This window comes from Leifsonia sp. T36S-04 (assembly GCF_042465655.1).
Taxonomy (GTDB): domain Bacteria; phylum Actinomycetota; class Actinomycetes; order Actinomycetales; family Microbacteriaceae; genus Leifsonia.
In genome coordinates, this window is record NZ_CP146286.1 from 1,398,051 (window position 1) to 1,411,892 (window position 13,842).

Sequence of the window (13,842 nt, forward strand, 5' to 3'; positions counted from 1 at the left end):
TCTCCTTATTCGGACTCAGTTGACGGCCTCGAACAGCGAGACGACATCCGCCTCGGGGTTCGTGAGCGTCAGGGTCAGCACCGGGCGGCCGTGCTCGCCGAGCACGCTGGCGTCGCCGGCGGCCTGTGCCTGGATGAGCTGCCCGAAGGTGAAGGGGCGGCCGGGGATCTCGAGGTCTTCGGACGGCGTCGCCGTGATCTGCAGGAACACGCCGACCGAGGGACCGCCCTTGTGGAACTGACCCGTGGAGTGCAGGAAGCGCGGGCCCCACCCGAAGGTGACCGGCCGTCCCGCCTTCGCCGCCAGCAGGTCGCGGATGCCTGAGAGCTGGGGGAGGGCGATGCGGTTGACGTACGCCTGGACCGACACGTAGCCGTCCGGGCCGAGCTGAGCGAGCAGCGCATCCACAGCGGCGTCGAGCGTAGTGGCCGAACCGAGGAACGAACCCGTGGTGCGGACCTCGATGCCACCGGCGGTGAACGCCGGTGTGACCGGCTCCGGGCGGTTGTCGAGCAGCGAGCGCGCGGCCACCTTGGCGGCCTCCACGTCGGGCTGGTCGAACGGGTTGATGCCCAGGAGGCGACCGGCGACCGCTACGGCGTACTCCCAGACGATCAGCTGGGCGCCGAGGCTTCCGGAGACGAGGATCTCGCCCTCGTGGCGGTCGGCCGGGAAGAGGTGGTGTGCCTCCGCATTGGCGACGAGCCGCACGACCTGCAGGTCGGCCGGCTTCGACTCGAGCTCCGGTGCCAGCGTGTCGAGAACGACCGGGAGGAGGCCCGTGCCCTGCTTGCCGGTGGACTCGGCGATCAGCTGCTCGGCCCAGTCGGCGAAACCGACGATGTGGGTGCCGTCCGAGACGATGCCCAGCTTGTCCTTCAGCGGGTTGGTACCGGCGATCGCGGCGCCGAGCACCAGGCCGGGGTTCTGCTCGTTGTCGACGGCGAGCTCGATCTGGGTCGCCTCCGCCTCGTCGAGCAGCTCGGAGATGTTCACTCCGGCGAGTCCCGACGGCACGAGGCCGAACGCGGTCAGCGCGGAGTACCGGCCGCCGACGTTCGGGTCGGCGTTGAACACGCGGTAGCCCGCCTCACGTGCCGACTGGTCGAGCGGCGACCCCGGGTCGGTGACTACGATGATGCGCTCGCGCGGGTCGATGCCGGCGTCCTGGAACCACTTCTCGTAGACGCGGCGCTGGCTGTCCGTCTCGAGCGTCGAGCCCGACTTGGACGAGATGACCAGGGCGGTCGCCTCCAGCCGGTCGCGCAGCGAGGCGAGCACCTGGCCCGGGTCGGTCGAGTCGAGCACGGTCAGCTCGGCCTCGGCGGTGCGGGTGATGACCTCCGGCGCGAGCGAGGAGCCGCCCATGCCGCCCAGCACGATGTGGTTGATGCCCTTGGCGTGCAGCTCGCCGCGCAGCGCGTCGATCTCGGCCACGAGGGGCCGCGAGATCGCGACCGCTTCGGTCCAGCCCAGGCGCTTGCTTGCCTCGGCCTCGGCGTCCGGGCCCCAGAGGGCCGGATCCTGCGCCGTGATGCCCGAGGCGACCCGGTCGGCCACCAGCTGCGGGACCACGGTGCGGACGGCCTCGGCCGCCGCACCGGTCACATGGATGCGAAAGGTCACTTGGCCGCTCCTTCGAGGGCGTTCTTCACGGTCTCGACGAGCTCGCCCCACGACACGTTGAACTTGTCGACGCCCTCGCGCTCGAGCGTTGCGGTGACCTCGTCGTAGCTGATGCCGAGCTCGGCCAGCTTGTCGAGCACGGCCTGCGACTCCGCGTAGGTCCCGGTGACGGTGTCTCCGGTGATGTTCCCGTGGTCGAAGGTGGCGTCGAGCGTCTTCTCGGGCATCGTGTTCACGACGTTGGGCGCGACCAGTGCCTCGACGTACAGCGTGTCGGGGAGGCTCGGGTCCTTCACTCCGGTGGAGGCCCACAGCGGACGCTGCTCGTTGGCGCCGGCCTCGACCAGGCGCTTGGCGCGGTCGGTGGCGAACTCCTGCTCGTACACCTGGTAGGCGAGGCGCGCGTTGGCGATGCCGGCCTTGCTCTTGAGGCCTTCCGCCTCGTCGGTGCCGAGTGCCGAGAGCTGCTTGTCCACCTCGGTGTCGACGCGCGAGACGAAGAACGACGCGACCGACTGGATGCCGGAGAGGTCGATGCCCGCCTCCTGGGCCCGCTCGAGGCCGGTGAGGTAGGCGTCGATGACCTGGCGGTAGCGCTCGAGGCTGAAGATCAGCGTCACGTTGACGCTGATGCCCTCTGCGATGGTGTCGGCGATGGCCTCGATCCCCTCGACGGTCGCAGGGATCTTGATCATGACGTTGTCCTTGTCGACCTTCGCCCTGAGCTTCTTGGCCGTCTCCACGGTCGCCGCGGCGTCGTGCGCGAGGCCCGGCTCCACCTCGATGGAGACGCGGCCGTCGACGCCGTCGGACGCCTCGAAGACCTCGCTGAAGATGTCGCTGGCCTTGGCGACGTCGTCGGTGGTGATCTCGAAGATCGCCTCGTCGACGCTCACACCCGCGGCGGCGAGCTCGCGGACCTGCTCGTCGTACGCCTCGCCCTTGGCGAGGGCCGCGGCGAAGATCGTCGGGTTGGTGGTCACGCCGACCACGTTCTTCTCGGCGATCAGCTTCTGCAGGCCGCCGCTGTTGATGCGCTCACGCGAGAGGTCGTCGAGCCAGATGCTGACGCCCGCCGCGGAGAGCGCGGCCGTGGGGGACTGGGTGGTGGAAGTGGTGTCGGTCATTTCTTCTTATCTCCTCGTTGCCCGCGCTCAGAGCGACGCGAGCGATTCCTTCGCGGCGGACACGGCGTGCTCGGTGGTCATACCGAACTCGCGGAACAGCGTCTTGTAGTCGGCCGACGCACCGAAGTGCTCGATCGACACGCTGCGGCCGTGGTCGCCCACGATCTTGTCCCAGGCGAGCGCCAGGCCGGCCTCGATCGAGACGCGGGCCTTGATCGCCGCCGGGAGCACGTGCTCCTGGTACTCGGCGGACTGCTCGGCGAACCACTCCAGGCTCGGGGCGGACACGACGCGGGCGTTGACGCCTTCGCCGCGCAGCACCTCGCGGGCCTCGAGAGCGATCTGCACTTCGGACCCCGTGGCGATGAAGATCACGTCCGGCGTGCCACCCGGCGCCTCGGCCAGGATGTACGCGCCCTTCGCGACGTTCTTCGCCGACGCGAGGGTGTCGCCCTCGGCGTCGCCCTCGCCGCGCTCGAACACCGGGATGTTCTGGCGGGTCAGCGCGATGCCGGCCGGGCCGTTGCGGCGCTCCAGGATGGTCTTCCACGCCCAGGCGACCTCGTTCGCGTCGCCGGGACGCACCACCGAGAAGTTCGGGATGGCGCGCAGCGTCGACAGCTGCTCGATCGGCTGGTGCGTCGGGCCGTCCTCACCGAGCGCGACCGAGTCGTGCGTCCAGACGAAGATCGACGGGATGTTCATCAGCGCCGAGAGACGCAGCGACGGGCGCTGGTAGTCGCTGAAGATGAGGAACGTGCCGCCGAACGGACGGGTCGGTCCGTGCAGGACGATGCCGTTGATGATCGCGGCCATCGCGTGCTCGCGGATGCCGAAGTGGAGCACGCGCCCGTAGGGGTTGCCCGTCCACTCGTGCGTCGACCGCTCGCTCGGGACGAACGACGCGGCGCTCTCGATGGTGGTGTTGTTCGACTCGGCGAGGTCGGCGGAACCGCCCCACAGCTCCGGCATGGCCGGCGCGATGGCGTTGAGCACCTTGCCGCTGGCGGCGCGGGTGGAGACGTCCTTGCCCGGCTCGAAGACGGGCAGGACGCTCTCGAGCTCGGGAGCCTCGCCGGACAGCAGGCGGTCGAGCAGCTGCTTGCGCTCGGGGTTGGCCTCGGCCCAGGCGTCGAAGCCCTTCTGCCACTCGGCACGCTCCTCGGCGCCGCGCTCGATCGCACCGCGGGTGCGCTCGAGCACCTCGTCGGCGACCTCAAAGGTCTGCTCCGGGTCGAAGCCGAGCACCTCCTTGACGGCGCGCAGCTCGTCGGCGCCGAGGGCCGATCCGTGGATCTTGCCGGTGTTCTGCTTCTTCGGCGACGGCCAGCCGATGATCGTCTTCAGGATGATCAGCGACGGCTTGTCGGTGACGGCCTTGGCGTTCTCGATGGCCGTGAAGAGCTCCTCCACGTCCTCCTTGTAGACGCCGGTCTTCTTCCAGTCCACGACCTGGACATCCCAGTGGTACGCCTCGTAGCGCGCCTTGACGTCCTCCGTGAAGGCGATGTCGGTGTCGTCCTCGATCGAGATCTGGTTGCTGTCGTAGATCGCGATGAGGTTGCCGAGCTCCTGGTGGCCGGCGAGCGACGACGCCTCCGAGCTGACGCCCTCTTCGAGGTCGCCGTCCGACGCGATCACATAGATGTGGTGGTCGAAGGGGCTCGTGCCGGGGGCCGCGTCCGGGTCGAACAGGCCGCGCTCGAAACGCTGGGCATAAGCGAAACCGACGGCGGAGGAGATGCCCTGACCGAGTGGTCCGGTGGTGATCTCCACGCCGTCGGTGTGTCCGTACTCGGGGTGGCCGGGGGTGAGGGAGCCCCAGGTGCGGAGCTTCTTCAGGTCGTCGAGCTCGAGACCGTAGCCGCCCAGATAGAGCTGGATGTACTGGGTCAGCGAGGAGTGTCCGGCCGACAGGATGAACCGGTCGCGGCCGAGCCAGTGCTGGTCGCGCGGGTCGCGGCGCATCACCTTCTGGAAGAGCAGGTAGGCGGCGGGGGCCAGGCTCATGGCGGTTCCGGGATGCCCGTTGCCCACCTTCTCCACCGCATCGGCCGCGAGGACGCGAGCCGTGTCTACCGCCTTGTTGTCAATGGAATCCCACTGCAGTGCTGCCACGTGAAAACTGACCCTTCGTAGAAATAGGTGAGGGTCGTCGTTGGGAAACCCGCACCGGTTGAGGTAGTGCGCGCCGTGGACGTCATCGGCGCCGGGCCCCGGCAGGGCTTCGGCTGGCGAGCACTCCCAAGTATAGGTAACACGCACGAAACGTGGGGTGTTCCCTCAGACGGTTGTGCCAGAGGCGTACAGCGGGTATCCGCCCGGCTCCGCCTCTACGTGCCGTAGACTTGCCCGGGGTTTCGAACCCATCCGCCGAGCGCATCTGAACAACCCCATCTGAACAACACCGAGGAGCAATGGACGTCGCTGTAGAGAGCCGTGTCGCACCGGGCCGCATCGGCGTCGCTCGCAAGGTCAAGGCGTACGTCGCCCTCACCAAGCCGCGCGTCGTCGAGCTGCTTCTCGTGACGACGGTGCCGACGATGATCCTCGCCGCGAACGGCATCCCGAACCTCTGGCTGGTCCTCGCGACGGTCGTCGGCGGGTACATGAGTGCGGGTTCGGCCGGCGCGTTCAACTGTTACATCGACCGCGACATCGACCGCGTGATGCGCCGCACGAAGAACCGCCCGCTGGTCACCGGCGAGCTCTCGGACCGCGAGGCGCTCGTGTTCGCCTGGGCGCTGGGCATCGCATCGGTGCTGGTGCTCGGCTTCTTCACGAACTGGCTGGCCGCCGCGCTGTCCGTCGCGGCCATCCTGCTCTACGTCGTCTTCTACACGCTGATTCTCAAGCGCCGGACCCCGCAGAACATCGTCTGGGGCGGCGTCGCCGGATGCATGCCGGTGCTGATCGGCTGGGCCGCGGTGACGGGCTCGCTCGACTGGGCACCGTTCATCCTGTTCGGGATCATCTTCCTCTGGACACCGCCGCACTACTGGCCGCTGTCGATGAAGTACCGCTCCGACTACCAGGAGGCGGGTGTCCCCATGCTCGCCGTGGTGCGGGGCCGCGCCGTCGTCGGTCTCCAGGTCATCCTGTACGCGTGGGCGATGGTCGCCTGCTCGCTGCTGCTGATCCCCGTAGCCGACATGGGCCTGCTGTACATCGCCGTCTCGCTGGTCGCCGGAGGCTGGTTCCTGTACGAGTCGCACCGCCTCTACAACCTGGCGATCCGCCACGAGGCGGTGTCGCCGATGCGCGTCTTCCACGGCTCGATCGCCTACCTCACACTGATCTTCCTCGCCGTCGCGATCGACCCGCTGCTCCCGTTCTGACGACCGGGCCGGCATGATCCGGTCCAGGGCGTGCCGTAGACCCCCGCGCACCCCTAGCATGTGCGCATGACGGCACCGTTGCTGACCTCCCACCTGGCGACCGCGCGACTCGTCCTCGGTCCGCCGACGGAGGACGACATCCCGGACGTGCTGGAGGCGTGCCAGGATCCCGAGACTCAGGCCTGGGTGCCGCTGCCCACCCCCTACCTGCGCGAGAGCGCCGAGTTCTTCGTGCGTTCGTACTGCCCGCACGGCATCGCCAGCCGCCGGTACACCGTCTGGGGACTGCACCTCCGTGAGGGCGGCCGCCTGCTCGGCGCGCTGGAGGTCCGCCGCGACGACCGCGCGGGCTCCGCCTCGCTCGGCTGCTGGTCGGGCCCGTGGGCGCGTGGCAACGGCTACATGCGCGAGGCGCTCGTAGCGGTCTCCGGCTACGCGCTCGACTCCGCGGGGCTGGGCTTCGACCGGCTGAACTGGGAGTACGTGCCGGGCAACGACGCGAGCAGACGCCTCGCCGTCGCGGCGGGTTTCGGGTTCAGCGAAGGGATCCGGACCACGGTCGAGCTGCACGGCGAACTGCGCGAGGCGCGCGTCGGGACCCTACGCCGCGACCACGCGCGCGGTTGAGTCGGTCTGCGGGGTCATCCGCTCCACCGGCGCCGTGAGCGACAGCATGATCGCCGTCATGCAGGCGGCCAGCAGCGCCGCCAAGGTCATGTGGAGCCCGACGAGGATGCCGGGCAGCCCGGTGTTCGCCTGGATGAGTCCCACCGCGATCTGCAGCACCTCCACGGCGAGCAGGTACTGCGTGAAGCGGTGCACCGGCGTCGTCCGGTACCGGAACGACCCGACCACGAGCACCAGGGTGAGCGCGAAGGTGACGTAGGCCGGGATCGCGTGCACATGCTGCAGGATCTCGGGGTTCAGTCCGCTGCGCGGGGTCTTGGAGTCGCCCGCGTGCGGGCCCGCCCCGGTGGTGACGATGCCGACGAGGATGGTGACCAGCACGACGACGCTCGTGATCCACGCCACGACGGCGAACCATCCCGGGACCGCACGGACACGTGGGCCGGGAACCGCGTACACGCGCACCAGGTACGAGGTCGTCAGCGCGACCAGGACGATCGACGTGACGAAGTGCATCCCGACCACCCACCAGGTGAGCCCGGTCAGGACGGTGATGCCGCCGAGGACGGCCTGGAACGGGACGCCGAGGCCGGCGACGAGCGCGAGCCAGAACAGGTCGCGGCGCGTGCGGTAGAGCTTGACGACCTGGAGGAAGGCGACGATCGCGAGGAGGGCCAGGACGCCGCCGAGGACGCGGTTCCCGAACTCGATGACGCCGTGGATGCCCATCTCGGGCGTGTTGACCAGGGAATCCGCCGTGCACTTCGGCCAGGTCGGGCAGCCGAGGCCGCTGGAGGTCAGGCGCACCGCGCCTCCTGTGGCGACCAGCAGCACCTGAGCGGCCAGGTAGATCCAGGCGACGACACGGGTCCGCCTGTCCAGATGGTCGGGCAGCCAGGCGATGATGCGCTTCATGTCTCGGTCTTCCTCGGTGCTGAAACCGGTGTCGGGGTGCGGATACTCGGGCAACGCGCAGCCGCGCCTCTACTTTTACCGCGCGGCACCTGTAGAATTGGTGGGTTCGAAGAACGCGCCCCCGTGCGCGTGCCGTCGGGCGGTTTCTCCGCCCTTGGCCGAGGCATCGCGGCCCGTGTCTTCGAACAGTTTAGGTACGCGCGTGTTGGTACACACGGTGTTAGTACGCACACACTGCCACCCGCACAACCACGAACCTCGAACTGCCCGCCGTGAGCCGTGCACAGAAAAGGGGAATGGGCCGGACTGATATCCGGTTACGAGTGGAAGGAAACGAGGTAGATATGTCAGACATCCTGATCGATCGGCCCGAGCTCGCCTCATTGGGGCAGTATGAGTTCGGCTGGGCGGATTCCGACGCTGCCGGTGCGTCCGCGCGCCGCGGCCTCTCTCCGCAGGTGGTGAGCGACATCTCGGGGCTGAAGAACGAACCCGAGTGGATGCTCCAGCGCCGCCTGAAGGCCCTCCAGCTCTTCGAGCGCAAGCCGATGCCGACCTGGGGTGCCGACCTGTCGGAGATCGACTTCGACAACATCAAGTACTTCGTCCGCTCCACCGAGAAGCAGGCCCAGACCTGGGAAGACCTGCCCGACGACATCAAGAACACGTACGAGAAGCTCGGCATCCCGGAGGCGGAGCGGCAGCGCCTCGTCGCCGGAGTCGCGGCGCAGTACGAGTCCGAGGTCGTGTATCACCAGATCAACGCGGAGCTCGAAGCCCAGGGCGTGATCTTCATGGACACCGACACGGCCCTCCGCGAGCACCCCGAGTTCTTCGAGGAGTACTTCGGCACTGTCATCCCGAGCGGTGACAACAAGTTCGCCGCCCTCAACTCGGCCGTCTGGTCCGGCGGCTCCTTCGTCTACGTGCCTCCGGGTGTCCACGTCGATATCCCGCTGCAGGCCTACTTCCGCATCAACACGGAGAACATGGGCCAGTTCGAGCGGACGCTGATCATCGCCGACGAGGGCAGCTACGTCCACTACATCGAGGGCTGCACCGCGCCGATCTACAAGTCCGACTCGCTGCACTCCGCGGTCGTCGAGATCATCGTGAAGAAGAACGCCCGCGTGCGCTACACGACCATCCAGAACTGGTCCAACAACGTCTACAACCTCGTCACCAAGCGGGCCACCGCGGCCGAGGGCGCGACGATGGAGTGGATCGACGGCAACATCGGCTCCAAGGTCACGATGAAGTACCCGTCGATCTACCTGATGGGCGAGCGCGCCAAGGGCGAGACCCTCTCCGTCGCCTTCGCCGGCCCGGGCCAGCACCAGGATGCGGGCGCCAAGATGATCCACATGGCGCCGTACACGCAGTCGTCGATCGTCTCCAAGTCGATCGCCCGCGGCGGCGGACGTGCCGGGTACCGCGGCGAGGTGCGGATGGACGCGAACGCGCACCACTCCGCCAACACCGTGCGCTGCGACGCGCTACTGGTCGACACGATCTCGCGCTCCGACACCTACCCCGCGATCGACATCCGGGTGGACGACGTCCAGCTCGGCCACGAGGCCACCGTGTCGCGGGTCAGCGAGGAGCAGCTCTTCTACCTGATGTCCCGCGGCATGCCGGAGGACGAGGCCATGGCCATGATCGTCCGCGGCTTCATCGAGCCGATCGCGCGGGAACTCCCGATGGAGTACGCACTCGAACTCAACAAGCTCATCGAGATGGGCATGGAAGGCTCCGTGGGATGACGCAGACCCAGCAGACGCAGACCGCCCAGTCCCCGACCGAGACGGCCGCGCCGGCTCCGACGCACCTGCGCGCGCCTGTCCCCGTCCAGACCCGTTCTGGCCGGTTCACCTCGACCGAGGTGACGGACTTCCCGGCCGTGACCGGACGCGAGCCGATGTGGAAGTACACGCCGGTCGCGCGCATCCAGGAGCTGACCGCGGGCGAGCTCGACGGTTCGACGTACGCCTACGACGTGACCGGCGCGACGGGCTTCTCCACGCTGTGGGTCGGCCGCGGCGACTCGCGTATCGGTTCGGCGGGCAAGCCGGAGGATCGGGCCTCCGCCAACGCCTGGACGGCGTTCGAGCAGGCGCTCCTGGTGAGCATCAGCGCCGACCGCGGCGCCGACGGCAGTGACGGCGACCACCGCGAGATCACGCTCGCGCGCTCCGCGCTGGGCGGTGCACCGCGCGCCGCGCACACGATCGTCGAGGTCGCTCCTGGCGCCGTCGCGACGTTGATCCTGCAGAACACCGGTCCGGCTCACCTGACGGAGAACGTCGAGTTCGTGCTCGGGAAGGACGCCGACCTCACGGTCGTCTCTCTTCAGGAGTGGGACGATGACGCACTCCACGTGGCGGCCCACTTCGCCGAGCTGGCGGAGGGTGCGCGCCTCAAGCATGTCGCCGTCACCCTCGGTGGCGCTGTCGTCCGCCTCAACCCGTCGGTCCACCTCGGCGGCGCGCGCTCGAACGCCGAACTGCTCGGCGCCTACTTCGCGGACGCGTCGCAGCACCTCGAGCAGCAGGTCTACGTCTTCCACGACGGCCCCGAGACCCGCAGCCGCGTGACCTACAAGGGCGCGCTCCAGGGCGTTGGCGCTCGCGCAGTCTGGATCGGCGACGTCCTGATCGGCCCGAAGGCCGTCGGCACCGACACCTACGAGCAGAACCGCAACCTCGTCCTCACCGACGGCGCGCGCGCCGATTCCGTCCCGAACCTCGAGATCGAGACCGGCGACATCGTCGGAGCCGGTCACGCGAGCGCGACGGGTCGCTTCGACGACGAGCAGCTGTTCTACCTGCAGTCCCGCGGGATCACCGAGGACGAGGCGCGCCGCCTGGTCGTGCGCGGCTTCCTGTCGGAGATCGTGCAGCAGATCGGCTCGCCGGCGCTCCAGGAGCGGCTGCAGGCCAAGATCGAGGACGAGCTGCAGGCGACTCCCGTCGGGGCAGGGCGCTGATGGCGGGCCAGCGCGCCGCGGCCGTCGCAGAACTCGTCGAGAACCAGGCAACACGCGTGGTGCTCGACGGCGTCCCGATCGCGGTCGTCAAAGACTCGGCCGGCACCATCCACGCCATCGGCGACACCTGCACGCACGGCGAGATCTCGCTGTCCGAAGGCTTCGTCGAGGACGAGACCCTCGAGTGCTGGGCGCACGGCTCCCAGTTCTCGCTGGTCACCGGCAAGCCCCTCAACCTCCCGGCCTACGAGCCGGTTCCCGTCTTCTCCGTCGAGATCATCGACGGAGACGTCTACATCGACCCCAGCGTTCCGAAAGAGACCAAGTAACCATGTCAGTCCTCGAGATCCGCGACCTCCACGTCACCGTCGAGACGGACCAGGGCACCAAGCCCATCCTGAACGGCGTCGACCTCACCATCAACGAGGGTGAGATCCACGCGATCATGGGCCCGAACGGCTCCGGCAAGTCCACGCTCGCCTACACGATCGCCGGCCACCCCAAGTACACCGTCACGCAGGGCACCATCACGCTCGACGGCGCCGACGTGCTCGCGATGACCGTCGACGAGCGCGCTCGCGCCGGCCTCTTCCTGGCGATGCAGTACCCGGTCGAGATCCCGGGCGTGACCAACACGAACTTCCTTCGCACTGCCAAGACCGCGATCGACGGCCAGGCGCCCTCGATCCGCAGCTGGGTCAAGGACGTGCGCGAGTCGATGAGCGCGCTCCGGATGGACTCCTCCTTCGCCGAGCGCAACGTCAACGAGGGCTTCTCGGGCGGCGAGAAGAAGCGCAACGAGATCCTGCAGCTCGAACTCCTCAAGCCGAAGTTCGCCGTGCTCGACGAGACCGACTCCGGTCTCGACGTCGACGCGCTGAAGATCGTGTCGGAGGGCGTGAACCGCGCCAAGGCGAACACCGGCCTCGGCATCCTCCTGATCACGCACTACACGCGCATCCTGCGCTACATCAAGCCGGACTTCGTGCACGTGTTCGTCGCCGGCCGGATCGCCGAGCAGGGTGGTCCCGAGCTCGCCGACCGCCTGGAGGAGGAGGGCTACGACCGCTACGTCGACGCCCCCGAGCCCGCATCGGCATCCGCCGCCGAGCTGGCCGCCGCCGCACCCACCGAGTCCTGAGGACCGAGAGGTAGAATCCCAACATGCCCGCCACGCTGAGCCCCGCGCTCTTCGACCAGGTCGAGGAGGCGCTGAAAGACGTCATGGATCCCGAACTCGGGATCAACGTCGTCGACCTCGGTCTCATCTACGATCTGGCCTGGGACGACGAGAACAACGCGCTCATCATCTCGATGACGCTGACCAGTGCCGGCTGCCCCCTCACCGATGTGCTGGAGGAGCAGACCGCCGAGAGCCTCGACGGCATCGTCGAGGCGTTCCGCATCAACTGGGTGTGGATGCCGCCGTGGGGTCCGGAGCGGATCACCGACGACGGCCGCGACATGATGCGCGCCCTCGGCTTCGCCATCTGACTTACCTTCCCAGCCATCCGTTCCTCGATTAATCTGCGCGCGCTCGGCGCGTCGCCGGATTGATCGAGGAGCGGATGGCTTCTGAACGAACGGACTACTAGTGCTTGCCGTCCACGGCCTCGAACTGCGCGTCGGCGCGCGCCTCCTCATGGAGGACGTGAGCTTCCGCGTCGCCGACGGCGACAAGATCGGCCTCGTCGGGCGCAACGGCGCCGGGAAGACGACGCTCACCAAGGTGCTCGCCGGCGACCTCCTGCCGAACGCGGGAACCGTCGACCGCTCGGGCGAGCTCGGCTACCTGCCGCAGGACCCGCGCTCCGGCAACCTCGACGACTTGGCGCGTACGCGCATCCTGGACGCCCGCGGGCTCGGCTCCATCGTGCTCGGGATGCAGCAGGCGACCCACGACATGGCGAGCAGCGATACCGCCGTCTCCGAAGCCGCGATGAAGACCTACGGCCGGCTGGAGGAGCGGTTCCACCTGCTCGGCGGTTACGCGGCCGAGGCCGAAGCGGCATCCATCGCCTCGAACCTCAACCTGCCTGACCGCATCCTCGACCAGCCCCTGAAGACGCTGTCGGGCGGCCAGCGCCGTCGCATCGAGCTGGCGCGCATCCTGTTCTCGGATGCGCGCACCATGATCCTCGACGAGCCCACCAACCACCTCGACGCCGACTCGGTGATCTGGCTCCGCGAGTTCCTCAAGAACTACACCGGCGGCTTCATCGTGATCTCACACGATGTCGAGCTCGTGGGCGAGACGGTCAACCGGGTGTTCTACCTGGACGCGAACCGGCAGGCGATCGACGTCTACAACATGGGCTGGAAGCACTACCAGCGCCAGCGGGCGGCCGACGAGGAGCGCCGCAAGAAGGAGCGCGCGAACGCCGAGAAGAAGGCGGGAGCACTCCAGCTCCAGGCGGCACGCTTCGGCGCCAAAGCGAGCAAGGCGGCCGCGGCTCACCAGATGGTGGCGCGGGCCGAGAAGCTGCTGGCCGGGCTGGACGACGTGCGCCAGGCCGACCGGGTGGCGAAGCTGCGCTTCCCCACGCCGGCGCCGTGCGGCCGCACCCCGCTGCAGGCGAGCGACCTCTCCAAGAGCTACGGCTCGCTGGAGATCTTCACGGCCGTCGACATCGCCATCGACCGTGGATCGAAGGTCGTCGTGCTCGGCCTGAACGGCGCGGGCAAGACCACGCTGCTCCGGATGCTCGCGGGAGTCGACCGGCCCGACACCGGCCAGGTGGAACCCGGTCACGGCCTCCGGATCGGCTACTACGCGCAGGAGCACGAGACGATCGACGTCGAGCGCTCGGTGCTGCAGAACATGGTGTCGTCGTCCCCGTCGCTCACCGAGATGGAGGCCCGGAAGGTGCTGGGCTCCTTCCTGTTCACGGGGGACGACGCGCACAAGCCGGCCGGCGTCCTGTCCGGTGGAGAGAAGACGCGGCTCGCGCTGGCGATGATCGTCGTCTCGGGGGCGAACGTCCTGCTGCTCGACGAGCCCACGAACAACCTCGACCCGGCCAGCCGGGAAGAGATCCTGGATGCGCTGGCGCACTACGAGGGCGCGGTCGTCCTGGTCAGCCACGACGAGGGAGCGGTAGAGGCCCTGAACCCCGAGCGCGTCCTCATCCTCCCCGACGGCGTCGAGGACCACTGGAACCGCGACTACCTCGACCTCATCTCCCTCGCCTAGCCAGCCGCCGAGCACAGGAAAAATGTTGCC

At 68.4% G+C, this 13,842-nt stretch carries 12 protein-coding genes; 8 read left to right on the top strand and 4 right to left on the bottom strand.

Going from position 1 to position 13,842, the window contains the following annotated elements; all coding sequences use genetic code 11:
* Positions 1–15: 15 nt before the first annotated feature.
* The 3 genes from P3F85_RS06810 to tkt are packed head-to-tail and all read right to left on the bottom strand — an operon-like array spanning position 16 to position 4,871.
* Entirely contained in the window at positions 16–1,626 is a 1,611-nt protein-coding gene (locus tag P3F85_RS06810) for a glucose-6-phosphate isomerase (protein WP_374010485.1), read from the bottom strand.
* Positions 1,623–2,753: a transaldolase gene (gene tal / locus P3F85_RS06815; protein ID WP_374010486.1), complete on the bottom strand. Its 1,131-nt coding sequence runs from the start codon at positions 2,751–2,753 to the stop codon at positions 1,623–1,625. The genes P3F85_RS06810 and tal overlap by 4 nt, the downstream gene beginning before the upstream one ends.
* Before the next feature lie 27 nt (positions 2,754–2,780).
* Positions 2,781–4,871 carry a transketolase gene (tkt, locus tag P3F85_RS06820; protein ID WP_374010487.1) on the bottom strand — a complete coding sequence of 697 codons (2,091 nt, stop codon included), beginning with the start codon at positions 4,869–4,871 and terminating at the stop codon, positions 2,781–2,783.
* Between the two features lie 299 nt (positions 4,872–5,170).
* Here tkt and P3F85_RS06825 point away from each other — a divergent pair, with 299 nt between their 5' ends.
* Positions 5,171–6,091, top strand: a complete 921-nt coding sequence (locus tag P3F85_RS06825; RefSeq protein ID WP_374010488.1) for a heme o synthase — start codon at positions 5,171–5,173, stop codon at positions 6,089–6,091.
* Positions 6,092–6,157: 66 nt separating this feature from the next.
* A complete protein-coding gene (locus tag P3F85_RS06830) occupies positions 6,158–6,718 on the top strand; it encodes a GNAT family N-acetyltransferase (protein ID WP_374010489.1) in 561 nt (186 codons plus the stop codon).
* On the opposite strand, the gene P3F85_RS06835 is transcribed toward P3F85_RS06830, so the two are convergent.
* Positions 6,692–7,633, bottom strand: coding sequence for a heme A synthase (locus tag P3F85_RS06835; protein WP_374010490.1), 942 nt, complete (start codon positions 7,631–7,633; stop codon positions 6,692–6,694). The two genes, P3F85_RS06830 and P3F85_RS06835, sit on opposite strands and share 27 nt — an antisense overlap.
* Before the next feature lie 344 nt (positions 7,634–7,977).
* Here P3F85_RS06835 and sufB point away from each other — a divergent pair, with 344 nt between their 5' ends.
* From sufB to P3F85_RS06865, 6 genes are all read left to right on the top strand, one after another.
* Positions 7,978–9,396, top strand: coding sequence for a Fe-S cluster assembly protein SufB (gene sufB / locus P3F85_RS06840; RefSeq protein WP_374010491.1), 1,419 nt, complete (start codon positions 7,978–7,980; stop codon positions 9,394–9,396).
* Positions 9,393–10,619, top strand: coding sequence for a Fe-S cluster assembly protein SufD (sufD, locus tag P3F85_RS06845; protein WP_374010492.1), 1,227 nt, complete (start codon positions 9,393–9,395; stop codon positions 10,617–10,619). The genes sufB and sufD overlap by 4 nt, the downstream gene beginning before the upstream one ends.
* On the top strand, positions 10,619–10,948 hold the full coding sequence (locus tag P3F85_RS06850; protein WP_374010493.1) for a non-heme iron oxygenase ferredoxin subunit: 330 nt from the start codon (positions 10,619–10,621) through the stop codon (positions 10,946–10,948). The genes sufD and P3F85_RS06850 overlap by 1 nt, the downstream gene beginning before the upstream one ends.
* Positions 10,949–10,950: 2 nt before the next feature.
* Positions 10,951–11,760 carry a Fe-S cluster assembly ATPase SufC gene (sufC, locus tag P3F85_RS06855; protein WP_374010494.1) on the top strand — a complete coding sequence of 270 codons (810 nt, stop codon included), beginning with the start codon at positions 10,951–10,953 and terminating at the stop codon, positions 11,758–11,760.
* 23 nt (positions 11,761–11,783) lie between these two features.
* Complete coding sequence (locus P3F85_RS06860) at positions 11,784–12,113, top strand: metal-sulfur cluster assembly factor (protein WP_374010495.1); 330 nt, start codon at positions 11,784–11,786, stop codon at positions 12,111–12,113.
* A gap of 100 nt (positions 12,114–12,213) precedes the next feature.
* Positions 12,214–13,812: an ABC-F family ATP-binding cassette domain-containing protein gene (locus P3F85_RS06865; RefSeq protein WP_374010496.1), complete on the top strand. Its 1,599-nt coding sequence runs from the start codon at positions 12,214–12,216 to the stop codon at positions 13,810–13,812.
* Positions 13,813–13,842 lie beyond the last annotated feature (30 nt).

Bases quoted from the DNA above. Each gene is read 5' to 3' on its own strand.
- sufB (WP_374010491.1), top strand. From the start codon at position 7,978: ATGTCAGACATCCTGATCGATCGGCCCGAGCTCGCCTCATTGGGGCAG.
- P3F85_RS06860 (WP_374010495.1), top strand. From the start codon at position 11,784: ATGCCCGCCACGCTGAGCCCCGCGCTCTTCGACCAGGTCGAGGAGGCG.
- P3F85_RS06850 (WP_374010493.1), top strand. From the start codon at position 10,619: ATGGCGGGCCAGCGCGCCGCGGCCGTCGCAGAACTCGTCGAGAACCAG.
- sufD (WP_374010492.1), top strand. From the start codon at position 9,393: ATGACGCAGACCCAGCAGACGCAGACCGCCCAGTCCCCGACCGAGACG.
- P3F85_RS06825 (WP_374010488.1), top strand. From the start codon at position 5,171: ATGGACGTCGCTGTAGAGAGCCGTGTCGCACCGGGCCGCATCGGCGTC.
- P3F85_RS06835 (WP_374010490.1), bottom strand. From the start codon at position 7,633: ATGAAGCGCATCATCGCCTGGCTGCCCGACCATCTGGACAGGCGGACC.
- tal (WP_374010486.1), bottom strand. From the start codon at position 2,753: ATGACCGACACCACTTCCACCACCCAGTCCCCCACGGCCGCGCTCTCC.
- sufC (WP_374010494.1), top strand. From the start codon at position 10,951: ATGTCAGTCCTCGAGATCCGCGACCTCCACGTCACCGTCGAGACGGAC.
- P3F85_RS06830 (WP_374010489.1), top strand. From the start codon at position 6,158: ATGACGGCACCGTTGCTGACCTCCCACCTGGCGACCGCGCGACTCGTC.